Raw genomic sequence first — 23,799 nt, 5'->3', positions numbered from 1 at the left:
TTATTCAGACCTTCCCTAGCCAACATGGCGGATCTTCGCCTGGCCGCAGACAACGCGAAGTTTGGCGAAACCTTCCTGAATCTGGGCATCATTCCCGGTGACGGCGGGGCCTGGTTCCTTCAACGCCTGATCGGCTACCAGAAAGCGTTTGAGCTGACCCTGACCGGCCGCGTGATCGACGCCAACGAAGCCAAACAGCTTGGTATCGTGATGGACGTGGTGCCTGCCGATCAGCTAATGGACGCGGCCATGACACTTGCCAGAAGTATCGCCCAGCAGCCCGCCAAAGCCACCCGGCTGACCAAGCGCCTGATGAAAATGGCCCAGCGCACGGAACTGCGGGATTTTCTGGATATCTGCGCCTGTTTCCAGGGCATGAGCCACAACGAACCGGAACACCTGGAAGCCGTCAACCGCATGATGGAGGCGCTTAGCCGGAAGAAGTAGTAAAACCGCAAGACGCATCAATTACTTAGCAATATGACACATTTTGCTACATTAAAACCGCACGTGGCGCTTCCCTCGCGGCCCAGCATTGCTAGACTGACGGGGTAGACATAACAATAAACAATGTCAGAGTTGGCTAGCGAGGTCGGCTTTTGGTGAACCTGCAACACGCATGTCGCACGGTCCTGGTTGCACTGCTCGTTCTGTGCAGCCAAGCCGCCTATGCCAATTCGCCAACCGTTGTCATCAGCGCCGAATAACCCATTGCCAGCCAGTTCCAGTACTGGGAAGATCCTGATGCGTCCGCCTCCCTCCAGGACGTGCTGGCACTGCCAGACGCCCGCTGGAGCCGCCAGCCGGATGGCAAAGCCACCCTGGGCATTACCTCCTCCGCATACTGGCTCCGAATCCCTGTCGAAAATGCGGCCGACACCCGGCTCAACCTGGTGGCAGAACTCGGCTACTCCCAGCTGGACGATGTCCGGTTTTATCTGCTGGATGGCCGCACCGTCACACGGACACTGGAAACCGGCGATACCCGGCCCTTTTACCCCAGGGATGTAAACCACCCCAACAACCTGTTGCGCTTTGCGCTGGAGCCTGGTGGGACCGCCACGCTGATGATTCGGGTGGCCACCCAGGGGACCATGGTGCTGCCCCTGACCATCTGGCGCGAACACGAGTTTTTCGAGTCGGTCGCTGATGAACAGAAGCTGCATTTTTTCTACTACGGCTGCCTGTCCGTCATCATTCTGATCAACCTGGCGGTCTTCCTGACGCTCCGGGAAAAACTCTACCTGTTCTATGCGCTCGCCATTTTCGGCTACCTGGCGTTTTTTGCGTCCATCCGCGGGTTTTCATTCCAGCACCTTTATCTCAACGCGCCCGACCTGCATGCCCATGTACTGATGTTGTCCATGCCATTCCTGGCCATGTTTTCCATTCTGTTCTGCATGGAATTCCTGAAGGTGCGACAGCACAGCCCCCGGTTACGGAATGCGCTCATTGCCATGCTGGTGTTTGAAATCAGCTATTTTGTGTCGGTTCCTTTCATGAGTTACAACACCGGGATCCAGCTCGCTTCGGTGTCTGCGCTGGTGTTCTTTTCCCTGCTGCTGGTCGCCGGCCCGATTGCCTGGGCCGCCGGCGTACGCGCCGGCATATTCTTTACCCTTGCCTGGACCCCATTAACCATTGGGGTGCTCGCCACCTCCGGGCGCGCACTGGGGCTGTTTCCGGAAACGTTCTTTACCGAATACGCCATGCAGATTGGCTCCGGGCTGGAAGCGTTCATTCTCACGCTGGCCCTGGCCGACCGACTGTACCGGGAGCGGGAACAGAAAATCCGGGCCCAGGCAGACAGCCTGCGGCAGGAGAAAGCCCACAGCGAAGCCCAGGACCGCCTGAACGATGTCATGAGCCACGACCCGGTGACCGGCCTGCCCAACCGTAACCGTTTTGAATGGATGATTGATGAAGAGCTTCGGGCCCACCCGGAGCGCCGCTACATGGTGGGCGTCGCCCGGATCACCCGCCTGAAAGATATCAACCGAACCCTGGGCCTGGAACGAAGTGAGCGCCTGCTGAGAGCCATTGCCGAACAAATGTGTACGCTCGCCAAGGAACTGCCGATGGTACACACCAGCCTGGATAGCCGGGGCCGCGTAGAGCGCATATACCAGCTCTCCGGCGACAGTTTTGGCGTGCTGGTAGATGTGGAACGGGCCGACGACGATTTCCAGCCCCTGGACCAGGCACTCAAACAACTGGCCGAACCGGTGCTGCTGGACCACCTGGCCATTGAGCCGCATCCACGATTTGGCGCAGCCAGTTATCCCGAGCACGGCCACAAAGCCAGTGAACTGATCCGCAACGCCCATGTCGGCATGGAAATGGCGCCCCACGGCCCCTTTGAAACCGGCTTTTACTCACGCAGCAACGATATCTACGATGAGCGCCGGCTTACCCTGATGTCGGACCTAAAAGAAGCCCTGACCAACGGCACCACCGAACTCCACTATCAACCCAAAATGGATCTCCGCAGCGGTCAGATCATCGGCTTTGAAGCCCTTATCCGCTGGCAACACCCTGAGCGCGGCTGGGTGCCGCCCATCGATTTCATTCCGCTGGCAGAGAAAACCGGGGTCATCACCCAACTGACTCACTGGGTAATCGACCAGGCCCTGAGCGATCTCCATGCACTGCATCAGATTCAACCCGGGCTGGGGATGGCCATCAATGTGTCGGCGCGGGATCTGCTCTCGGCCGGGCTGGAAGAACAGTTCGCCCAGTGTCTGAACCGGTATGGTCTGGACGCTGGCCATATCACCGTAGAACTCACCGAAACGGCCGCCATGGACGACCCTGAGAAAGGGCTGGAGGCACTGGGCAGACTGTCCGCCCTGGGCCTGCGCATCTCCATCGACGATTTCGGAGCCGGCTATTCCTCACTGTCGTACCTGAAGCAAATCCCCGCCTCGGAACTCAAGCTCGACCGCACACTGGTACACGACATCCAGGCCAGCGACAGCGCCCGGGTGATTGTCGAGACCGCCATCACCATGGGCCACACCCTGGGCTATCAGGTAGTGGCCGAAGGCGTGGAGAGCGGCCAGGACGCCGCCCGCCTGAAAGCCATGGGCGCGGACCTGTTGCAGGGCTTCTGCCTGTGCCGCCCGCAATCGCTGACAGACACCGTCGACTGGCTGGAAAAACAACGGCAGCCTGAAGAAAGTCGCAACGCGAGCTGGTCGGATTAACCAGCCGCATCCCGCTTGCCCAGCCGGACGTTCATACGGGTATAGCCGCGCACAAAATTGGACTGCACGTATTCCGGCTCATCCACCACCTCAATCCGGTCAAACCGGGCGAGCAGTTCCTCCCAGAGAATCCGCAGCTGCATCTCCGCCAGCCGGTTGCCCATGCAGCGGTGCACCCCGAAGCCGAAGGCCAGATGCTTGCGGGCGTCTTTCCGGTCAATCCGGAACTGGTCCGGGTCCTCGATGGCCCGCTCATCCCGGTTGCCGGAGGCGTACCACATCACCACTTTGTCGCCCTTGCGGATGGTCTGGCCCCGGAGTTCAACGTCCTGGGTAGCAACCCGGCGCATATAGGCCAACGGGGTTTGCCAGCGGATGATTTCCGACACCATGGACGGGATCAGGGAGGGGTCCTGCTTCAGGCGATCGAACTCCTGAGGGAACCGGTTCAGGGCCAGCACCCCACCAGTCATGGAATTGCGGGTCGTGTCGTTGCCGCCCACAATCAACAGCACCATGTTGCCAATGAACTCCATGGGCCGGCTGATCATATCCCGGGTGTGTTCGTTCTCCAGCAGCAGACTGATCAGATCAAACCCCATCGGTTTGCCGGCGGCTTTACGGGCCTCTTTCTCGCGCCAGAGCAACGACATATGTCGCGCCATATCCGCAGCCGCCCGGAAGCCCTCATCGCGATCCACCTGGCCACCGGTGGTCTCTGGCGCGGCGGTGGCCAGGTCAGACCAGTAGGCGAGCTTGTGCCGCTGGTCGAACGGAAAATCAAACAGCGTGGCCAGCATCCGTGAAGTCAGGTCGATCGATACCCGCTGCACCCAGTCAAATGGCTCATCCACCGGCAGCTGATCCAGCACCCCGGCGGTACGCTGGCGAATCAGCGACTCCATCTGCGCCAGGTTTTTCGGTGCCACCACCCCCTGCACCGCCTGGCGCTGCACATCGTGCCGGGGCGGGTCCATGGCGATAAAAGTCTCGATCTCCAGCCCCTCTGGCTGCGGGCCGATGGAAATAATGGGCTCGGCAGAGAACAGTTCGTGGTGTTTGTCGACAAAAAGAATGTCCTCGTAACGGGTAATCGACCAGAACGGACCAAACGGACTGCTGGCCTGGTAGTGTACCGGGCACTCATCCCTTAACCGTTTGAAATAGGACTCCCACAGCCCCTGCCGATACAGGAAGGGATTGCTGACATCGATCTGTTCCAGCGCCAGTTCAGACACCGGCGGCAACGGGGTTTCCCGGAACTCCGGCACCGGCCGGCTGAGGCCGGCCCGTTGCCGGGCCACCTGCAGTGCGTGCGAGCCCCGGATCTGCCAATGCAGGGGAACGCGGGAACTGGCTTTCGCGACCAAGGGCTGAACAGCGGCTTCAAGCTGGGATAAAAGCGGGCGCATAACGTGACTCCTTGCGGGTAAGTGACAGGGTTTGACTACATCTGGAATTCCGGCAAACGCACCACCATGCCGTCCATGGCTTCCGACACCGTCACCTGACACGCCAGCCTTGAAGTGTCGGTTTTCTCCGGCGTCATCGACAGCATGCCCGCCTCACTGGCCAGCATGTCGCCGGTGGCCGGCAACCAGTTGGCCTCCACCATCACATGACAGGTACCACAGGCGCAGGCACCGCCACAGTCAGCATCAATACCCGGCACCCCATTCTCGGTGGCGGCTTCCATCAGCGACTTTCCCGCCTCAATGTCGACCACATGCTCGGTGCCATCGTGTTCAATGAACGTAATACGGCCCATCACTCACCCTCTGTTGTTATTGATATCGGACAATGAGGCCAGAATACGGCCGAACCGACAGGTGCAGCAGGTCATCAATTGACACAGGGGAGTCATTTCAAGACACTCTGATTGTCGCGGCCCTGCGCCGCGACCTCTCCTTCCTGAGCCCAGACGGAGGCCGTTAACGCCATGCTGACCACCAACCCGGACAGGGCGTGTATTCCCTCCAATTACAGCCGGTTGATCGCGCGGGAACTGGGCCTTCAGCCTCGGGAGTTGCGCAAACTGCTGCATGGCACCGGCCTGACCGTGAACCAGCTGCTACAGGAAGACACCCTGCTGACCCCGATTCAGCAGGTCCAGGTACTGCAGAACAGCCTCAGCCTGGCCGGCGACGAGGCCCTGGGGCTACGGCTGGGCCAACGCATGACCTCGCCCAGCCACGGAGCGATGGGGTTTCTGGTGAACAGCAGCCCGGACCTGCTCACCGCCCTCAAGGCCTTCCAGACCTTCCTGCCCACCCGACTGAACCTGGCAAAACTGGACCTGAGCATTCGCAATCAACGTTTGACGGTGACCTGTTCCTTCAACCTGGCGTTGACCGCTTCCCTGCAACGTCTGCTCAGCGAAGCGTTCGCCGTGATTTTCTTCGACACCGCCGAGTTCATCATCGGCCGCCCCCTGCATGAGGCCGTGCTGGCCTTTGCCCACGCTGAACCTGCTTACCGCGAACTCTACGGCCGTTATCTGCCCTGCACCGTGCAGTTCCGATCCCCCGTGATTGCTCTGGAGCTGCCCCTCCCGGTGTGCAAAGTGCCGAATGCCTCGGCCAATCATGAGAACTACCAGCTGGCGCTGAAACAATGCCAGGCCATGCTGGATCAGCTGAAGGCTAACGACAGCGGATACCGTGCCCGGGTACAGAAAGCGATGTTGTCGACCCCGCCTGGGGCCCTGTGTGAAGACGAGATCGCCGCGCAGTTGTTCATCAGCAAACGAACACTGGCACGGAGGCTGAACGCAGAAGGAACGAGTTTTCGGGCATTGAGGGATCAGATGCTTGCACAGCAGGCGGCAGGCTACCTGCGTGACAGCCCGTTGGCGGTAGAGGCCATTGCGGAATTGATGAACTACCACGACAGCGCCAATTTCCGGCGCGCGTTCAAGCGATGGTTCGGGGTGACCCCGGACGCCTATAGACGTTCACACCGCTGACAGCGTGGGCTCAGGCACCGGGGCTATTACTGCGGGCAGAGTGACTCGTCCCGTTCGAAGGTGTGGGTGTCAGACACCTGCCCGGCGATGGGGATCACCAAAAAACCCGTGCCAACAAACGCCGACGATTGCTGGGCCAATCCCTGACCCTGACTTCCCAGGCCGAGAACGGTCTTGCTGGTGGCCACGCCGATGAACGGGTTGCCCGGTTCGCCCGCTCCGGAGGCCAGGTAATCACGTTTCAGCTCGACGAACCCGTCCCGAAACTCAAAGTGTTTTCCCGCCTCAAAACGGCTGCGCTTGATCACAGAGCGGTTTGAGATGGCGGAGACCACGAGGCTTTCGCCCTCACCTTGCTCAATCCAAACAGCTTCTGGCCGGGTCTCCGGGGTAAAGTGTTCCGGCCAGAGCATGGAACTGAGGCAGAGCATCGCAGGCCCATCGGCGGGTACCTCACAATTCCGGAAACAACCGGAAAAGGCAGCCAAATCAGGTTGTGCAACCAACTCAGGCGCCTCATCCGGGCCGGTCGAGACCGCGCAACCGGCAACCAGTAACACCGCCCACAGCCACCCTGCTCGCATCATCACCCTGCGCCCGTAAGGAAACCTGCACTCCACACCCCGGACAGCAACCGGCCGCGGCGCTGTCGGGACAGACCCTCATAAGGATTATAGGCAACTTCCCGCTCATGGCCCTCAGGGGCCTGAATCATTCCGCGTCAGATCCAGTGCCTGAACCGAGCCGCAAGGTAAGGGGCGAACACCGTAACCGCGAGAACCATGGGCCAGAGGTTACCGCCCCTGAACGTGTAGGCCTCCAGCAACTCTGCCCGGGATTTGCCCTGCCAGAGCCCGAAGGAGAATTCGAACACCAACGTAAGCACCAGCCAGGCCACCCCCAGGCCAAAGAGCCCCGCCAGGTGGCGGACATTCAGCCAGGGCAAGGCAACGTAGGCCATACCAATAATCAGCAGTGAAAGCAGGATGCCGCTCAGCACCAGCGCAACCGACCTGCCGAATACCGGTTCCAAAACCGCTTCCCGCAGCACGCCATTGGCGATGGCCAGCACCAGAATACCGCCCCAGACCACCAGCCCCTTCAGTAAAACCGTCATCATTATCCGCCGTCCTTCCACCCGATAGCCTGCGTCAAGTCGCCTTCGGTAAACCGGAGAACTCCGGCACATCGCCCAGCGCGTGATCCCAGGCTGCCCGGCTCGACGTGAAAAGATGCGCGGTAGGCACCCGGGAGAGCTCCGAGTCCAGACACCCGGCGGGCACGACCAGCAAACCCGTAATATGGGTGTTGGGCACTGCCGAACCACAGGTTCGGCAAAAACACTTTTGATGCCGGGTGCCCGGGAGCGTAAAGGAGGCCACAGCCTCCTCACCCGCCAGCCAGACCAGCCGGGCCGACTGGGAGAACAGGTTTGCTGCGTGGGCAGACCCGGTGTCCTTCTGGCAATACCGGCAATGACACAGGTAAAAGCTGTCGAAGTCTCCGTGCACCTCGAACTTCACGGCGCCACAAAGGCAAGAGCCAACATAATCCGTCATCGCATTCCCTCCCTTCAGTATGCGAGGTAACAACCGGTGTTCGCGTGCATGCAAAGCTTCGGCAAAGGCACCACCAACTGGCTGCATGGCGCAGGCTTAACCGCTACAATGGACCTCAGTGGAGCGCAGGCGCTGCTGCCATTTTTTTACAGGAAAGCCCATGGCTATTCAGCTTGATTTTCGCACCCTGAGCCTGACATTAATGCTGTTCAGCCTGGTGTTCGGTCTTGGTATGTTTGCCTACTCAAGAGAGCATGCCAAGTTCTCTGGAATCCGGACCATGGGCGCAGGTTATCTTCTGATTGGTGGCGGCTGTGTGCTGCTTGGCCTGCGCCATTTTATTTACGATTTTGCTTCCATAGTGCTTGCCAATACCGCAATCATTATAGGAGTAGTGTTGATATACAGAGGGCTGTTTCGTTTTCGCGGTATCTCTCTGCGCCATGAACGCTGGCTGAGCACCGCACTGGTGCTGGTGCTGGCGGCTTTAATGTACGTTTATACCTTTCATATTCCAGATGTAAACCTGCGCATTCAGGCCTTCTCTATTGTTTTTGCAGCTGCCTGCCTGATTGGTGCCACCGGATTTTTACGACATCGCGAAAGCCATAACCGTATGGCCGGCAAAATGCTCATCGCCATGTTTTTGCTGGTGAGCGCATTCTTTATTTTCCGGTTTTTTCGGTCGTTTTACGACGTACCGCCTGAAGATTTCATGAACGCCGGATTGCTGAGTGCATTGGCAGTTATCGCCGGAGAGTTTCTGGTTATATTATCTTCATTCTGCACAATATGGATGGCGTCCGATGAGTTGCAGGATGAACTCTGCGAAATCGCGAGGATTGATCCTTTAACGGGGCTCTACAACAGGCGGGCATTCGACGAATGTTGTGACATTGAGTTCAGCCGTGCGCAGCGTTCGGGTGCGCCCTTCGCCATTATCATGTGCGACCTGGACCACTTCAAAAACGTGAACGACGAGTACGGCCATCATGTAGGCGATGAGGTATTGAGACGCTTTGCCAATACGCTCAAAGAGCACATACGAAAGCATGACGTGGTGGCGCGTTTCGGGGGCGAAGAATTTGTTCTGTTGTTGCCTGGTAAAGACACCGAGCAGGGATTAGAGGTGGCGGAGAAACTCAGAGCCAAAACGGCAGACACCCAGATCAAGATTGGTGATGATGTCTGTTTGACGCTCTCGGCCAGTTTCGGAGTGGCTCACTACGATTCCAGTGACCGTGAGTGGAGTGCCGTGCTGCACCGTGCGGACAACGCGCTGTACGCCGCCAAAAAACAGGGGCGTAACTGCGTTGTCGAACTGGCAACGAAAAACCCAGGCGAGGAATGCCTTTCGCGAACACCCTCCGTCATTCGTATTTAACGGGGCTTCCGGGCAATAAGGAAAAAGGCGTCTCTGCGGCCCAAGCCCGACAGGCTTGCCATCATGGCGACCAGTACGGCATCCCGTAGCATCGAATAAAAAGCTGTGGTCAGGTCAACCGCGTTGGGAAACGGCTCCGCTTACGCTACTGGCTATCAATTGTACGAGTGTAGATCGTCCTGGTTCCAAAAACGGATTTCCGGTTCACGATTAGAAACGGGACAGTGGGGATCGCAGACAGGAGTATGAAAGCGCAAAAATCGTTGATGTATGAGTTTGAACTGACCGATATCTGAACGACATCGCCAATGACCACCCAAAACACCAAAATCATGGTCAGATAATAGACGGGGCCGAACCGTAGATGAAGGATGTCGTCCGACTCACCTGCCTCACTCAAATTGGCGCTGCAAAAAGGACAGAGAAAGCCTTTCCGAAAACCCTGATCACCGCCATCAACAGCCTCTCTTGTAGGGAAGGAACGTTCACAGGAGACACAGAGATATTGCTCTTTCAAAGCTCACCATCCTCATGGTTGGCCTCAACTCACCAGATCTTACAAGATGGCTATGTCTTTGGACCGGCCTTCGTGATGGTGCCTTGGGCAACCGCAACGATACGCTCTCCGTCATCGCCAACCGCAACCACATTGCACTGACAAACCGCCTGGTTCCTTCCTGACGAGAGAACGGTGGCTTTGGCCACCAGTTTTCTGCCGATAGCAGGACGCAAATAATTGATCTTGAATTCGGAGGTAACCGAATCGCCCAGCACCGAGCCGCCGGCATAGGTCAATGTGTTGTCTGCCAGATAACTGAGAACACCGCCGTGGACGAAACCATGCTGCTGCTTCAGCTCCTCGCGCACCTCAAGCGTGAGAACCGCAGTACCCGGTTCAAACACTTCAAGCTCAGTGCCAAGCAACACGCTGAATGGCTGACTCTCTAATATGCCTTTACCAAATTCGAACAGCTCGCTCATGAATTGCACCTTTTGTCGATATAACGCCGATGATAACCGCCCGGTTGGACGGACTTGGGGCCGGGAACGGGTTAAATGCCGTAGTCGCGCTCAACCCTCGCAATACGAACCCGAAAGCTGGAGTACCATGTTTGGCGACCAAGCTTCTGAGCTTCTCGGTGCTCTGCGTTCTTTTTCCAGTTGGTGATGGCCTCCAGGCTCTCCCAGTAGGAAACGGTGATGCCTAATTCCTCACGCACCGATTCCATTCCCAGGAACCCTGGTTGGCTTGCGGCCAACTCAACCATTCGGTCTGCCATTGCCTCGTAGCCATTGTCGCCCTCTGTGCGATGGCTACTGAAAATGACCGCGTAATACGGCGGCTCAGGGGTTTTTGCTATCTCCGACATAGATCCCTCTGGCATTTAACGCCCGGCGTAACCGGCTGGCGTTGGAGCATCAGCGAAAGAGCCTTCCGCGCGGACGCTACAGTCAGGCACTTATTCATGAAGCCATGGCGCATAGCTCAGACCAACCAACACACCCTCGGGGCTCATAAACCGTGCCACGGTTTGCCCCCAGGGTTCAGTGCGGGTTTCATGAACGAACTCCTGCCCCCTTTCCTTCATCTCTTGCACTGCCGCCTCTACAGCCGCTGCATCCGCCAACTCAAATTCGATGGTCGCCGTCGGCTCAGGTATATGGTCGGGCCATTCCTCCTGGCCAAAACAGGAGTTAGCTGCCATAGAAAGGGGCCATACTCCGAAATGGTTCGCTCCGGGGAATTTATCCATGAAGCGATAGTCGTCCATCTTCTCCAGCGGCAGGCCCAGCGCATCCTCATACAGAGACGCACTTGCCGCAGGGTCTTTGGTTATGGACGCAAAACCTGAGATACATTTGATTTCCATACAATCCCTCCGTGGTTCATGGAGCACCCTCTTGTTAGGGGCTTCCCTAGCTATATAAGTTGTTTCCTGTTTGTGGGTACACCCTACGGTTAGCGATACGTGTCTACTACCTTACGGGAAGTCCAAAGTCCGTTGCTACCGATTGTTACCAGCCCAGATCTTAAAGACAAAGGACTCGATTAAGGAGCCTAACAGGACCAAAAAGCCCAGCATGGGAAGACCAAGAACAAGATAGATTTCAACCCAGCTCATATTCTTTAGTATACGAGTTGTGTCGAACGCTAAGAGCAAGCCATGTTGGAGTACGACGGGCATTTGCAAAAAAATATACTTCCCTTTCGGATCGCTGACGAACTGCGCCGATATTACGAAGCAAAATGAGACAATCAAATAAAGACCGCAGAGAGCTAACCCTGTTTTAGTGATTCTCATACTTTCCTATCGTCTGTTAACGTGCGCATCTGTGGACAACAGTAGTAGATTGACTTTATTCAACAGACCACGGCGTAGTAGTGTTTTCTACATATATAGATTCAAGAACCCCTTCTTCATTTCTCATAAAACTATAAACACTTTCACTATCAATCTGCTCGCCTCGATACTTTTTACCATGTCCCATCAAATCAAACTGCCCTTCGTTAAACACTGGTATCTTGAGGGCGTCTTGTTCTGATAAAAGTGTCTTGGCGAAAGCCACATCAACACGTGATGTTTCTCCCCTGTAACCTAATGCTGCGGCTCTCAAATACAGTAAATTCGCACCTTCACTTTTTGTTCGCGCCATGAGCTCTTCTGCAGTGCAGTTTTGGAATGTAAGCTCAACCCGTCTAATCTTACCGGGACTTAAAACTATATCAGTGAATCCCATATCGTAGTTGACTGGAAAAAATCCCACACCACTTGTACTTATTGAATGATTCGTGCTCTTAACCTTTTCGTGATGGAGCGTTACTCTTAATAACGCACTATCCTTGTTACCATAATTAAATAGGGCCACGTCCATCGTGCATATTGGCTTGTTCTTAATGTCTGTACCAAATCCAAATTCAATGATTTTCATTGAAAGCTTGGACTCTTCGTGCCACCACTCCATATAGAATGAACTCACCGAAAGTGAAATAGCTATTATTGAAAACACTAAAGAAATGTAGACCTGTGTTTTTTCTTTCATTCTCTGCTTCCCTGCTTACTTATTTCTCTATCTACGCCAAACGCGATTATGCATAACGCTCTGGTATTGCAGCGCTCCGGTGCGCAAGCGCAGGAGCGCTGGCCTTCCCCCATTGGTTAGGGGCGCGACTCATGAATACGCTGCCACCGCCTGGCAAGGGTAAATGCCTGATGCCTCTTTGACTGGGAGTTTTGCTTATTAGAGGCGAAGCTCTCTAGCTCTGCCGCAACTTCGCTATCTATTTCAACTCCCTGCTCAAGCCAATCCAGAGCCTCAGAAGCCCAGCCATCAGTTGGCCATCTGAGTGCGGCCAGAACAACTTCTCTAGGAGAAACCGCCTCAATGTCTAGCTCTGCCAAAGGCATAATAAAGTTCGATACGAGCTCACTCTGATTCACACTGAGCCTCTAACGCCAATGATAAGCGGCGCCCGACTAGGGCGTCCGGTGGACGGCCGATAGGCCGGGAACGAACTTAATTGATTGGTTATATTTACTCTTCGTCCACGGCCTTCAGTATCTGATGTGCAAGTTCCCTGGCTTGGTCTGCGCTCAGTGAGACGGGCAAAACTTGATAAGACAGAAGGCTCTTCGCAACGACCTTCAAACCCACGCCTTTCTCTCCGTTCTCAAGCACCAGCTCGACGAGATCAATGCGCTGTTTCAGGGGACCCTTTCCCAGAGCATCAACCGCTGCTAGCTTGCCGATATTCCTGCCTCGATAAAGGCTGAACAAGCCCATAACCTCTCCCTAGGAAATATAACGCTGATGGTAACCGGCGCCAGAGCGCAGCGGAGGGAACCAGAAGCGGTACGCTTTTGGCGTCCGGTTGACCGCCTTGTTACATGTTGATTCGATAGTATCGGCCATGCTCTCCATCCTTAGACCCACTGTGCGTGACCTTCCACCCCAATTTTTGGGCCACTCTCTTGCTGGCCGCATTTTCGTCAGCAATGAAAACCTGGGTGGCCGCTAAATCAATCTCAGTAGATAGCCTTTCAACCGCCAACTCGGAGGCCCTGGTCGCTATGCCGTTGCCCCAAAACTCCGATCTGATGAAATAGCCGAAGTCCAAAACACCTTCGATCTCTTTAACGCCGCAGAACCCAATGAATTCATCAGTATCAGATTCGGCAATAGCGAAGCGCGACGGATTATCGAGCGCAGTCTCAAACCACGACTTCGCCTCGTCTTCTGTTAAAGCGCGACGCGGCCCAAGAAATCTCATTACCCGAGGATCTCGAATCATGGCCATGACGGCTGCTTTATCTTGGCTTCGAAGGTCTCTCAGCTTCACCTGAATCATAAGACTGGCTTCACCATGTAACGCCAAGCACACCGGCGCCACGCCAGTGACGTCCGGTGCTGTGACTTGTTAATTGGCGGTTACCCGGCTGTTCCGCCCTGGCACACCGCTCCAATGTTTGCTCCCGATACCTTGCACGAATCCCGACGGATGGCGAAGGAAACAAGGCACGAAAATCGAGAATTTTGCGAAGATTTACGTGGAGAAGAGTCGAACTTTGGTAAAGATGTGAATTCCTGTTCTCCGTGCTCGGAACCTCTCTCATTTCTCCGAGGCCTTGCCAATTAACGACTTGCTCAGCGGCGCGCTTTAGCGCGTCCGGTGGAGGGCCGAGGACCCGGAACGTACTGCAGCTACTGGTTAGGGCGCACTTCCCCAGCACCTGCACAAATACGCCCTCTACTTGGCAAAGCGCAGAGAAATGTGATCTACTCTGGAAAGCTCCGCCTTGTACGACTCAAACGCCTTGCCATCATCACGCTGGATGATTTCTAACTGTGGGTAGGCGCCCACAAAGTAGGCCTCCACCACCTCTTTGGCTGCCATGGCAGACTCGAGCTCTTGCATCTCAGCCAAGAACGCTCGCCTCCTGCTAGAGCCATCAATGTGTTCTTGAGGGATGTAAGCCCAGACACGCTGCTTGCGCTCACCAGACCATATATATTCAACAAAGCGCAGCCCGACCCCTTTATTTTTATAGACCTTTAGCTTATCTATGGCCCCGTAGTAGATGAGGCCCTGCTCGTCTTGGAAGTAACGTATGCGCTTAAAAAATTGTCGAAACGCCTTTGTTTTTCCAGCGACGGTGAAGTCCTTTTTCTTGCTGTCTTCATCACCCGATAGAAAGCAGTCCACCACGTAGTCCAAGTACCGCGTGCGCGTGCTTGTACGTCGCCTGCTGACGCTTTCGCCGTTAACGTCGCGCCCACGGCCCGGCGCAGAACCATCACTAGATTCAGTACTTGCTGACGGCTTAGCTCCAGCGCGTGTCCGCCGACGGGGTGTGAGGTCTAACTCAGTCGGGAACTGAGTTATCTTGAAGTCATCCTCCTGCCGGCCATCCCCACGGTCCGCGCCACGGGTGGCATTTCCGCGAAGGAAGCCGCACTCTGGCACGTGATCTTCCAAACTGCGAAAGTGCAAGGCACGTTTAGACTTTCGCGGCATATAGACACCGACTGCTGTCAAACGTGCACGGCACACGCAATCTTCGCAGCTGAAAGTAAGTCGTTTCCCGAAGCGTTCGTCGTCCTCGTCCGTGTAAATCTCGCGTGCCTTGTAAGACGATATCGGTTCCTGCAGTTCCTCACAGTAGGCGCGGCCAAATTTCATCGGCATGTCATTATCCTTAACGGGGCGTCAGTGGAATCGTTCTGCGAGCGCTAACGCCGAAGCATAGTGGCAACCTTGGAGTGGCGACGAAGGAGCCGCGGAAAGGGCGTCCGGTGGCCATCGGCCGCGAACTGCTGCGCCTTGTTAGCATAAATACATTACCACCAAACTAATTGCTCGGGCGATTCTGTAGACGTAGAAGAAAACCTTGTCGTTCACTTTTATCTGTATTTCAAATTTAATCCCAATTTTCACTTTTTTCACCTCCTGCTTTTTACCAGTGAGGTGAGAATAAGCTGGGATGTAGATGCTCACCCATGACACAAAATCGAGGATACGCCGATATTGTGTCAGGGTGCTGCCCGTATAATCTGTCGCTCAGTCAATGTCGGATCGTCGAATACAGTTGCTGTGGTCTTGGCGACTATTTCTCGCAACGGCTGCCCCGTTTCGCTGCGGATCAACTGGGTTAGCTTTTTGATAAAATAGCTACGCTTAGCGTTAGGATGGTTTGGCTTTTCAAGCTTTACGGATGACTGCTCAGTACCAAGCAGTCCCACCTGCTCATCCGAGCCCACACTCGCCAACTTACGGAGATTGGTTGATAGCAACCCAGGATTCAAATCAGGCCAACGTTTGTATTCAGGTTCAGTTTTCGAGTGTTGCTCTGCATCTACATTGGGGTCGAAAATTTTTAAAGAGTGGCCCACCATATTTTTAAGGACTAATTTGTTGCGCTTTGAAAAATACTTCTCCTGTAAGAACTGATCATAACGACTAAATTGAATTAACTCTGCTAGCTTTATAGCGGTTTCATTAACTTCTACTAACCAGCTCTCGTACTCTTTTGGCGTGAGGTTGTGCGGCTTCGTTTCTATATAAATCGACGACAGCTGAACCATACTAGCGAAAGAAGTGGCCCTAATCCTGTATTTGGGAAGCTTCTCCCATACCGATTTCATATCCGGGTACGTTAGCAGCCTATACAAAATATCAGCTTGTTCGGTATCAGGTTCAGCTGTTGGGAAACGATGTTTCCAATAGTCCATTTCGTCACATGCTTCTTTCCACTCTGAAATCACATCTTGTGGGGCCCAGCTCGGAAATTTCTGACTATTCACAATGAAGAGCTCTTCAATGGTTTCATTAATAGCACCGGAGTGCTTATATGCTAACGCCGCATTCAGCGGCTTGTCCGCTGTAATGCTTTGTTAACTTCTAGGCCTGATCTATCGAAATGCATAGCGAACCACACAACAAATAAAACAAGCTGAAATATTTAGGTAAATGCGACCGAAAACTCAGTCACTTGGGAAGAGTCTTTTCTTTCAACAACATATGTCCCTTCTTCTTATCGGGCATAAAGAGTACACGATTGTCCTTTAATGACTCTGGATACTTATTCAAACCTGTTGAAATGATCACCTGAAAATCAACGCCGTAATTTTGCAACTCTTCCAACTGACGAATACAGTTAATCAGATGCTCCAATTCGATTCCGGCAGTCTCAGGTGTATCAATAAGTAAAAAGCGCGGAAATGTTACAGACTCGTCAGACAAAGCTAAATGCATGAGGGTAATAAAGTACATCAGTCGAATTGAAACAAGAGAGCTGGTTTCCCGATAAATACCGTCATTAATTGAAGGCAAATAGTTGTCCAACGTGATCTTTGCAGACCTGCAATCGGGCAAAGTATTTTTCATTAATTCATCATACTTTTTACTGAACGCATTTACCTTTGAAGTTACGTCCTGTTGAGCATTAATCTCAAGCCCTTTCCTTCTTAGCTCAGCTTCTTTTGCTTTGGAACTAACCAAATCAAAATCATTTTGGAAACGTTCCAGCTTTGACTCAATCTCCAACAATCGATTTAAATTCGCAACATCATCTCTAAGCTGCAATATTTTATCATCAATATCATTTAGGCTTTCAATATCAACAATTTCATCGACTCGCCCAAGCATTTCCTGAAGCTTTTCACGCAAAACCACCGACTTTTTCTCTATCGAATCGATTTCCTTTTTAGTCGATTGAACTTCAGAGTCACAATCATCATATGCGGTTTTAATTGTTGATAGCGTCTTAAGTTTCGTTTTTAGAATATCCTTATATTCTTTTGATGTGTAAAAAAACCTTTCGTATTGTTCTTCTTCAATCGAAGCGCCACAAACACAATGCCCTTCCACACGCTCCACGTGACTTAAGCAATATGGACAAGTATCAGATGTAAAGAGATTTAGCTGATCGTGAGAAAAAATAACTTTTTCAATGCGTCTAATTTCTGAAGCTGACTCATTTCTAACTACATTTAATTTGTACCGTTCATCGAGAGCAGAGACCAACTTTTCTTTTAATCGACTTAATCTGAGTTCACAATCAATTAATTCGGATTTGCACGACTCAATATCTTGGTTAATCGTATTTGATCCAGACCGATTACGCTTGAATGCCTGTCTGGCATCATGCAGTTTATCAATTTGCTGCTCTTTATCAGAGATTTCTTTCTGCAAGAAGCTGACATTTTTAGCCTCGCCATTTTTTCGCATTTTGTCGGCTAAAAACGTGTACTCATTGACAACCTCTTTAGCCAAGCTTTTCTCTCTCGACAGCTTCTTTTCCTCGACGATAGAGTCGTAGTATTCAGAATAAGCTTTACCAACTAAGAGTTCAAAGATAGCTTTTCTAACTAACTCAGAATCAGAAACATAAGTTGAATTAGTGTCTGGTTTTTTATAAATACTCTCTGGGTTCGGCTGTTGATCGTGATAAATTAGCCGCATCAAATCTGATATGTTAATCTTAAATGTATTATATCCATGAAAAAGCTCGACCACAGATATTTCCAACTTCCCAAGAATCCAGTCAGAAAAAATATATGCATCTTTGCTTCTGTTTACGGGGTATATTTCAGTCTTATCTTCCGAAAGACAAAATCTTACTTTCTCTTCAAGTAAAGTCTTTTTATCTTCTGAATATATTTTTTCAATCACTCGCTTATAGGGAATTACTGTTACTTCATTATCTCCAAAATAGCGCCTCAACAAATAGCTGCCATCATTGATTGAGACATAAAGGTCAACATAGTTATCGCTATCAGAAGTTATTTCATCGTGACGCTTATCATTATTTCTTCGAAATATTGGAACCTCACCCCCCAATGCAAAATAAATCAAATTACAAAAGGTACTTTTCCCTGTTCCATTATCGCCTTCGATTAGGATGATATTTTGGTCGAACTCTTTAGATTCGAAATAATACTTGTTTCCTTCGTAAACAAGCTTATTAACTCGCATCAGACCCATGTTCGAACTCCATTTTCAACATAAATTTTACTTAACATGGTATCCAGAGTTAGCGATGCCAACCGTCCAACTTTCTTTGATACATCCTTTATATTCCTAGTTTCCGACTCGAAAACATTGCTATTCAAGAAGTCATTGGGAAGGCTGTCCTTAGCCAAAGTAACATCAATCTCTTGCGCTTTGCCTCGATTCAAACTAACGTAGCCTTTCTTCTCAAGAACAAACAACAACTTAAGAATTTCACTTCTTCGGGTTAATCCATTTGAATAGCTATCAAGCAAACACTCATAATCTTTAGGGTTTAGCTTTTCTCCTGAAGAGCGGGAAACTACGTAGACTGTTTTATCATCACTAATAATTTCGGTCAAAAAGGCCAACTTTCTGTAGTCTCTGAAATATTTCCCATCGCGACAACCCAAAGAATCCAAAATAACAAAAACGGAATAGCAGTAAAGATAGAAATCCTCACCGCTTAGGTACATTAGCCTTTTCTTTTTACTTATGTCACTCATCACAATACTCATCAAAAGCTAAAAAACACCCATCAAACAAGTTCCAAACAATTCCTTCTATTGTTTTATCATTAGAAATCGTATATTTATAATCGGTCTTTAACTTAGAAATATCATCTACCGCTTTTGATACAAGTGTCTGAAGAACGGCATCCAAGTCGCCGCCGTTTTCAGGGGCTACATACCCATCACCTGAGAAATATTCTTCACAAGCTTCAAAAACACGATACTTCAAAGACAAAAAAGACTTGTCCGCTTCACGCTCTTCATACTTCGAACCACTTGCTTTTCTTGCTAACTGTCGAATTCGACGATCTGGAATATCCTCTACTACTGACAGCACTTTTTCTTTCAAGTTTCGCTTGTCGATCACATCCTTTTCAAGCTCAGCAATATAGCGCCATGTAGGATCTATACTTTCGTCTGGAATTTGAGACTCTGCTTCTTTAAAAATTAGCTTTACGTCTGAACTATGAACCAATTTATCGACTAAGTTTTTACTATTTTGTCTTTCACTCAGCTTGTCCATTAACAAACAAAATATTATATTTTCTTTGCCTATATGCGCATTGTTGTGAAGTGGTGAATTCTCAATATCTTTTAAAACTGTCTGCTTGAGAGCATCCTCATCTTCCTGCCCAAAATGCCATGATATGGTGTTCAGAAAATCTTTGAAGCCATCAATACTTAGACCCTTAAGCGTATCCAGGTTTCCTGATTTAGACTTTTCTTTATATTGGTAAGTGTACTCTTCAACAAGAATTTCTTTTACTAAACTAACAACTTCGTCTGAAGCACCATCCAACGATTGAAGAATTTCTAAAATTGGGCTTTCTGGTAGAGTTATTTCTTTATCGCTATTGAGCTTGGATTTTCTCTCCTTACCGACACCCCTCGTTGTATAAAAGCCCAAATAAACGCTGTTACTGGTGCGAAATTGATCTATGTAGATGTCATAAAAACTGACCAGCGTATTGATAACCGGAGGGCTAAAAATTGTGAAATTTCCATTCAAGTCATAATTCTTGTCTTCTTCGAAGTAATTACTGACTTCTCCATCTACAATAGTCTGATGGGAAACATCTTCGAGATTTTCCACCGCAGTAAAAAATACAGTGCTTTGATCCCGCTGAATCGTTTGCAGCATGAGCTTTATCGCCCTTATGAGCTGTAATCTAAAGCCTTTGCCAGAGTCCCCGGCTTCCCTATCGATAGTCTCTGCTGTCATACAAAAGTGTCGCCTCGATTAAATTTGGCCAATGTACGGAATTGCTCTTTAAAAGTTAACGCTGCCAACACGGGCAGCTTTGGAGTAGAGGCGAAGCCGCAACGGAAAAGCTGTCCCTGTGCTTGGCCTGGTTAACTTTAATCATAAAACCACCAATTCACGATTTTCTTTCAAGCCACAAGGCCATCGTCCATTGCTATACAAGTCGGCCACCTCACTCCATACGCCCTTTTGTCTGAGAACGGCCTCTCTCGCAGCCATTTTGAAGGCGAAGAGTGCCCCGCCTCTAGAGCTCTCGGTGAAGTCATGAGGACCATACACGAGGGAAGGATGTGATCGGCCGATTTTTCTCAGAGACATGAGAACTGCTCTATAAACAAGCATCTCTGCGGCTTTTGTTTCCGCACATTTTTTCGGACCATTCAAAGGATCCTCTTGATCTCTGCTTGTCGGCAACCAGTCCCAGAAATATGTAGAGCCCAATACGCGTTCTATCGGGCTTGCAGCCGAGAGCCAGTCAATTAATTCAACTTGTTTGGCTAGATCTTCAGGTGTCATAGGAAGTTAACGCCCGCAGCATGCGCGGCTTTGGAATGGAGGCGAAGCCGCAATGGAAAAGACGTCGCCGTGCCTGCGATTGTTAAATCTATCAGTCGAGATTCCGCCCAAAGAGTCTAGCTAGGAAACCAACGACTCCTCTTTCCGTGCGTCCCGCAGTATTGCCGAAGAAATGATTCCGAACTGCAAAGAAAACCCCGACAACGATACACGAAAGTCCAACCCATTCAGCGACCTGGGCAATTCGCCCAAGCCTAATCTCAAAGATGCTGTGAAATCGGCTTCCTTCCTGAGCGGCTATCTGAGACTCAACAAAACCTCCGAAGCCGACGGCAATTACCAAGTAGCTGATAAAACCCAACACCAAAGCACCCCACCATGGCAAAGCTGCTGCCGCGCGGACAACATCAGCTACGATGCTGAACAAGCTGGAGCTTTTCCTTCTTCTGTAGCGCCTTCCCAGTCGTCGACCCCTTATGATTTAACGCCAGTGGTAATGGGCGCCAACGGAGCGCAGAGTAGTTTGCGTCCCGTTGACCACCTGGTTATGCCAGTTGCTGGAGCCAATCACGAAACCACTCCGTAGGCATTTGCTCTTCCTCGAAATTTTTCGCTCGGAGCTCCTCAAGTGAATAGGTGTTCGCCAGATATAGATCCCACTGAGTTTCCACATCAGTGAGGATTGGCAGTAATGACTCAATTTCCGGCTCCGCATCAACATCGAGGTACTTGCACCAGAATCTATCGCACCACTCCGCAATTTGTTTGTGGGAGTAAGGAGATGTCGACGGCTCTGCCCCCCACTTCAGCATTTTGAGCGCTGCTTCCCGCGTAAATGGCATAGCTGCCGGAGTGCTCAATTCCATACTAGGTGTCCCGACCTAAAAGGGCATAACGCCTGGGCGAAGCCGCCGGTACGGAGCGCAGCGCTGTACCGGTCGGCTTGAGCCCCTTGTTAAACAGACTTTCCTCGGCTTCTCGCCCAAAACACAAGCCAAAACAAAACGCTTACGATCAGATAGGGCGCTACCACCCAGTACAGAACGTACTGAACCTCATATAGGTTGATCTCTGAAAAAATGTCTTGCCAACCCAATATAGCTACAAGACAAAAAGCCCAAATCGGAGCCGGGAAAACCAAATATCCTAAAATCACCAACCCTGGTGAAAAAAACAAACCAGCGATCAGAGCGCGCACTATCAGCTCCTTTCCGCTTTGCCTGTATTCCGTCCTCGATGACTTCAAAAATCGAGCTCCAGTCCACAAGCTATAAATCCAAATTAAGCTGACGATTATTGCGAAGGTCATAATTTGGGCTCGTTTAACGCCGGTGGTAATGGGCGGCAACGGAGCGCAGCGTAGTTGGCGTCCCGTTGACCACATTGTTAGCCAATTCTCTGCCTTACGATTGAAGCTAAAGCATGCTCGTGAGCTTCTTTTGCTTCACGGAGATCTGACAATAGGGCGTCCAAATCGTCCAGACATCCGCTCTCTTCGGCGATACCTCTGAGCCACTCGGTATTCCAGAGAGGACTACAACATTGGGCAATCGAAGAGTGCTTTCTTCTGGCCTCTAGATAGCCCCTATAGTTGTCCTGGCTTATAGCAAGCCTCTGCAACTCTGCAAGTTCTGCTTTTTTTGTCTTTACGCCGGCAAAATACTTGTCGAAAAGCGGTTCAATAGCAGCTATCAGCTGCTTCTCGATTTCTGCCACATTCTGCCCGGCTCGACTTGCTTCTTGTTCGCTGCTGCGAAGAATCAAGGAATCATAGAGAACACGCCATTCAGAAGAGCACTTGGAACAGTTGATGCGGACAGATATATCGGCACCGCTCCATGGATTATCTTGGGTCGTAATCGACTTGATAATGTCGCCTGCTCCGCAGGGGCAGAGACCAACGTTGTGTTCGGTAGTTTCCGATGTACTCATCCGTGACCTCTTTACTGCCTAACGCCTTGGGTAAGCTGCCGGTATGGAGCGTAGCGTAGTACCGGTCAGTTTCACCCGCTGGTTATGCATGGTGAGCCTCGGTTTTTCGGTTCGCAAACCTAATAAATTCATTTTCTTCAATTTGATCTGCAAATGACCTTTTTGGAATTATGTGTGCAACCGAAGTATCCAAAAACAGATAGATGTGATCCTGGTTGACTGCCACCGATTTAACAGCCCCCCACTCGGTAAATGAGCTGTAGTTTTGCGCCTGCTCACGTATTCCACTTTCCCCTACTTCATATACATGCGATCCAAGCACCATGCCGTTTTCCAACGGCATGTGGTTACGCATCTGTCTGGCACTAACAACCAGAAAATAGATTACCAAAACCAGGAAGGGGAAAGCTCCGGCGCCACCCGACACCCAGTCGAAAATTCGATTTTCGCCGCCGTAGAACTCAAACAAAAACGCGAAATATGCCGCATAGATGATTAGAAAACAAAAGTTGAGATATGAGATTTTATGTTTTCCGGGAGCCGTTCCCGATGAAAGAACCGCCCCAACATAATGCAAATATGCCTCGAAATCTTTTTGACTTATATTTGTCTCAATTTGCACTTACTGATCCCTTGTAGCGAATGCATAACGCCGGTGGTAATGGGCGGCTACGGAGCGCAGCGTAGTAGGCGTGGACTTCCCCCAATGCGGCGGCATAAGCCCCACATTTTTCCTTCATAGGACACTCGAACTCGTAATGCGTTGAAAGGCAGACCCCACTATGGAAGGTCAACGGCCGCTCAGGAGTAACCTCCCTCATATAGGCGCGACCTTTATAGAAGCCACAAAGCGTTTGAGTTGGTTTGAGCGTCAAGTGATCGTAGAAAAACTCAAAGATCTCGGTTTGTAGCTCAAGGCATTTTGCATACACCTCATTGATATAACTGACAATATCATCAACAACCAACGCTTTTCTTTGGGTTCCAAGACCCTGGTGGAAATAGGAAATTTTGCTGTCTTCAGGGTTTTTGTGACATGAGCCAAGACTGCCGTGCGTAAATTCCGTTCTATATCTTCTCAACTTGTAGAACCAGTCATCGTTGGCTCTCTTTAAGATATCTGCTAGCTCTTTAGGGAACTCCGGGCCATAATTATTATCCGTTGCGTATCGAAAGGTCTTTTCAGTTGACTTCTTCTGAACACCTCTTATCCCTTGGAAAGTGGCAAATATTACGTCTCTAACACCATCAAGCGAGGAATATAGTTCGTTTATGCAACACTCTATGACAGCTGCATACCTATTCGAATATGTTCCGGGTGAATAACCAGAGCGATCGAGCTCTTCTCTATCAAGATCTAACTGTGTTGATAGCTCGTTAGCAATGTCGGCCAAGACCGTAAATTTTTGCAGATGGTCTGCGGTAGTAGCGATTCCCCGACGAAAAACCTTAGGAGGCTCTGAATAAGTCTC

26 protein-coding genes are annotated in these 23,799 nt (G+C 51.2%); 4 read left to right on the top strand and 22 right to left on the bottom strand.

Going from position 1 to position 23,799, the window contains the following annotated elements:
* Positions 1 to 447, top strand: a 447-nt coding sequence (locus Q674_RS21970) for an enoyl-CoA hydratase-related protein (protein ID WP_031209560.1), incomplete at its 5' end; no start/stop codon positions are given.
* A 263-nt stretch (positions 448 to 710) separates the two neighbouring features.
* Positions 711 to 3,206 (top strand): EAL domain-containing protein, encoded by a 2,496-nt coding sequence (locus tag Q674_RS21965; RefSeq protein ID WP_227501160.1) that lies wholly within the window; start codon positions 711 to 713, stop codon positions 3,204 to 3,206.
* Here Q674_RS21965 and Q674_RS21960 read toward each other — a convergent pair.
* Together Q674_RS21960 and Q674_RS21955 are read right to left on the bottom strand one after the other, a co-directional pair.
* Complete coding sequence (locus Q674_RS21960) at positions 3,203 to 4,618, bottom strand: cytochrome P450 (protein WP_023007705.1); 1,416 nt, start codon at positions 4,616 to 4,618, stop codon at positions 3,203 to 3,205. The genes Q674_RS21965 and Q674_RS21960 overlap by 4 nt on opposite strands.
* 35 nt (positions 4,619 to 4,653) lie before the next feature.
* Positions 4,654 to 4,974: a 2Fe-2S iron-sulfur cluster-binding protein gene (locus Q674_RS21955; RefSeq protein WP_023007704.1), complete on the bottom strand. Its 321-nt coding sequence runs from the start codon at positions 4,972 to 4,974 to the stop codon at positions 4,654 to 4,656.
* Positions 4,975 to 5,145: 171 nt separating this feature from the next.
* Between Q674_RS21955 and Q674_RS21950 the strand changes: the two genes are divergently transcribed.
* A complete protein-coding gene (locus tag Q674_RS21950; protein WP_023007703.1) occupies positions 5,146 to 6,171 on the top strand; it encodes an AraC family transcriptional regulator in 1,026 nt (341 codons plus the stop codon).
* A 26-nt stretch (positions 6,172 to 6,197) separates the two neighbouring features.
* Here the strand turns inward: Q674_RS21950 and Q674_RS0120455 are convergent, their stop codons facing one another.
* The 3 genes from Q674_RS0120455 to Q674_RS21940 all read right to left on the bottom strand — a co-directional run bounded on the left by Q674_RS0120455 (position 6,198) and on the right by Q674_RS21940 (position 7,730).
* Positions 6,198 to 6,758: a hypothetical protein gene (locus Q674_RS0120455; protein WP_152526040.1), complete on the bottom strand. Its 561-nt coding sequence runs from the start codon at positions 6,756 to 6,758 to the stop codon at positions 6,198 to 6,200.
* 134 nt (positions 6,759 to 6,892) lie between these two features.
* Positions 6,893 to 7,291, bottom strand: a complete 399-nt coding sequence (locus tag Q674_RS21945) for a hypothetical protein (RefSeq protein WP_023007701.1) — start codon at positions 7,289 to 7,291, stop codon at positions 6,893 to 6,895.
* 31 nt (positions 7,292 to 7,322) lie between these two features.
* Positions 7,323 to 7,730, bottom strand: a complete 408-nt coding sequence (locus Q674_RS21940; RefSeq protein WP_023007700.1) for a GFA family protein — start codon at positions 7,728 to 7,730, stop codon at positions 7,323 to 7,325.
* Between the two features lie 118 nt (positions 7,731 to 7,848).
* Here Q674_RS21940 and Q674_RS21935 point away from each other — a divergent pair, with 118 nt between their 5' ends.
* Positions 7,849 to 9,114 (top strand): GGDEF domain-containing protein, encoded by a 1,266-nt coding sequence (locus Q674_RS21935; protein ID WP_227501159.1) that lies wholly within the window; start codon positions 7,849 to 7,851, stop codon positions 9,112 to 9,114.
* 567 nt (positions 9,115 to 9,681) lie between these two features.
* On the opposite strand, the gene Q674_RS21925 is transcribed toward Q674_RS21935, so the two are convergent.
* The 17 genes from Q674_RS21925 to Q674_RS41185 form a co-directional block, all read right to left on the bottom strand.
* On the bottom strand, positions 9,682 to 10,095 hold the full coding sequence (locus Q674_RS21925; protein ID WP_023007697.1) for a PaaI family thioesterase: 414 nt from the start codon (positions 10,093 to 10,095) through the stop codon (positions 9,682 to 9,684).
* 71 nt (positions 10,096 to 10,166) lie between these two features.
* Complete coding sequence (locus tag Q674_RS21920) at positions 10,167 to 10,484, bottom strand: antibiotic biosynthesis monooxygenase family protein (RefSeq protein WP_023007696.1); 318 nt, start codon at positions 10,482 to 10,484, stop codon at positions 10,167 to 10,169.
* 90 nt (positions 10,485 to 10,574) lie between these two features.
* On the bottom strand, positions 10,575 to 10,985 hold the full coding sequence (locus tag Q674_RS21915) for a VOC family protein (protein WP_023007695.1): 411 nt from the start codon (positions 10,983 to 10,985) through the stop codon (positions 10,575 to 10,577).
* Positions 10,986 to 11,472: 487 nt separating this feature from the next.
* Positions 11,473 to 12,156, bottom strand: coding sequence for a hypothetical protein (locus tag Q674_RS21905; RefSeq protein ID WP_023007693.1), 684 nt, complete (start codon positions 12,154 to 12,156; stop codon positions 11,473 to 11,475).
* 492 nt (positions 12,157 to 12,648) lie between these two features.
* Positions 12,649 to 12,897 (bottom strand): hypothetical protein, encoded by a 249-nt coding sequence (locus tag Q674_RS21900; RefSeq protein ID WP_023007691.1) that lies wholly within the window; start codon positions 12,895 to 12,897, stop codon positions 12,649 to 12,651.
* A gap of 100 nt (positions 12,898 to 12,997) precedes the next feature.
* Positions 12,998 to 13,462 carry a GNAT family N-acetyltransferase gene (locus Q674_RS21895; protein WP_031209553.1) on the bottom strand — a complete coding sequence of 155 codons (465 nt, stop codon included), beginning with the start codon at positions 13,460 to 13,462 and terminating at the stop codon, positions 12,998 to 13,000.
* 399 nt (positions 13,463 to 13,861) lie between these two features.
* Positions 13,862 to 14,800: a hypothetical protein gene (locus tag Q674_RS21890; RefSeq protein ID WP_023007689.1), complete on the bottom strand. Its 939-nt coding sequence runs from the start codon at positions 14,798 to 14,800 to the stop codon at positions 13,862 to 13,864.
* 344 nt (positions 14,801 to 15,144) lie between these two features.
* Positions 15,145 to 15,915, bottom strand: coding sequence for a hypothetical protein (locus Q674_RS21885; RefSeq protein WP_227501158.1), 771 nt, complete (start codon positions 15,913 to 15,915; stop codon positions 15,145 to 15,147).
* A gap of 184 nt (positions 15,916 to 16,099) precedes the next feature.
* Positions 16,100 to 18,097, bottom strand: a complete 1,998-nt coding sequence (locus tag Q674_RS21880) for an AAA family ATPase (protein ID WP_023007686.1) — start codon at positions 18,095 to 18,097, stop codon at positions 16,100 to 16,102.
* A complete protein-coding gene (locus Q674_RS21875) occupies positions 18,088 to 18,609 on the bottom strand; it encodes a hypothetical protein (RefSeq protein WP_023007685.1) in 522 nt (173 codons plus the stop codon). Before Q674_RS21875 ends, Q674_RS21880 begins: the two co-directional genes overlap by 10 nt.
* Positions 18,602 to 19,837 (bottom strand): hypothetical protein, encoded by a 1,236-nt coding sequence (locus Q674_RS21870; protein ID WP_023007684.1) that lies wholly within the window; start codon positions 19,835 to 19,837, stop codon positions 18,602 to 18,604. The genes Q674_RS21875 and Q674_RS21870 overlap by 8 nt, the downstream gene beginning before the upstream one ends.
* 141 nt (positions 19,838 to 19,978) lie before the next feature.
* The gene (locus tag Q674_RS41030) at positions 19,979 to 20,395 is read right to left on the bottom strand and encodes a hypothetical protein (RefSeq protein WP_152526039.1); all 417 of its coding nucleotides are present in this window, start codon (positions 20,393 to 20,395) and stop codon (positions 19,979 to 19,981) included.
* A gap of 91 nt (positions 20,396 to 20,486) precedes the next feature.
* Positions 20,487 to 20,822 (bottom strand): hypothetical protein, encoded by a 336-nt coding sequence (locus tag Q674_RS21865; RefSeq protein ID WP_023007683.1) that lies wholly within the window; start codon positions 20,820 to 20,822, stop codon positions 20,487 to 20,489.
* Between the two features lie 118 nt (positions 20,823 to 20,940).
* Complete coding sequence (locus Q674_RS21860; protein ID WP_023007682.1) at positions 20,941 to 21,261, bottom strand: hypothetical protein; 321 nt, start codon at positions 21,259 to 21,261, stop codon at positions 20,941 to 20,943.
* A gap of 520 nt (positions 21,262 to 21,781) precedes the next feature.
* Positions 21,782 to 22,327, bottom strand: coding sequence for a hypothetical protein (locus Q674_RS21850; RefSeq protein WP_023007680.1), 546 nt, complete (start codon positions 22,325 to 22,327; stop codon positions 21,782 to 21,784).
* Positions 22,328 to 22,409: 82 nt separating this feature from the next.
* The gene (locus Q674_RS21845) at positions 22,410 to 22,949 is read right to left on the bottom strand and encodes a YcxB family protein (RefSeq protein WP_023007679.1); all 540 of its coding nucleotides are present in this window, start codon (positions 22,947 to 22,949) and stop codon (positions 22,410 to 22,412) included.
* The coding region (locus Q674_RS41185; RefSeq protein ID WP_023007678.1) for a hypothetical protein at positions 22,939 to 23,799 on the bottom strand (861 nt) is incomplete at its 5' end. The genes Q674_RS21845 and Q674_RS41185, both read right to left, overlap by 11 nt.

The organism is Marinobacter sp. EVN1 (assembly GCF_000475375.1).
GTDB lineage: Bacteria > Pseudomonadota > Gammaproteobacteria > Pseudomonadales > Oleiphilaceae > Marinobacter > Marinobacter nauticus.
The sequence above is the reverse complement of the archived record's forward strand: the minus strand, read 5'-3'. Positions and strand labels throughout refer to the sequence as shown.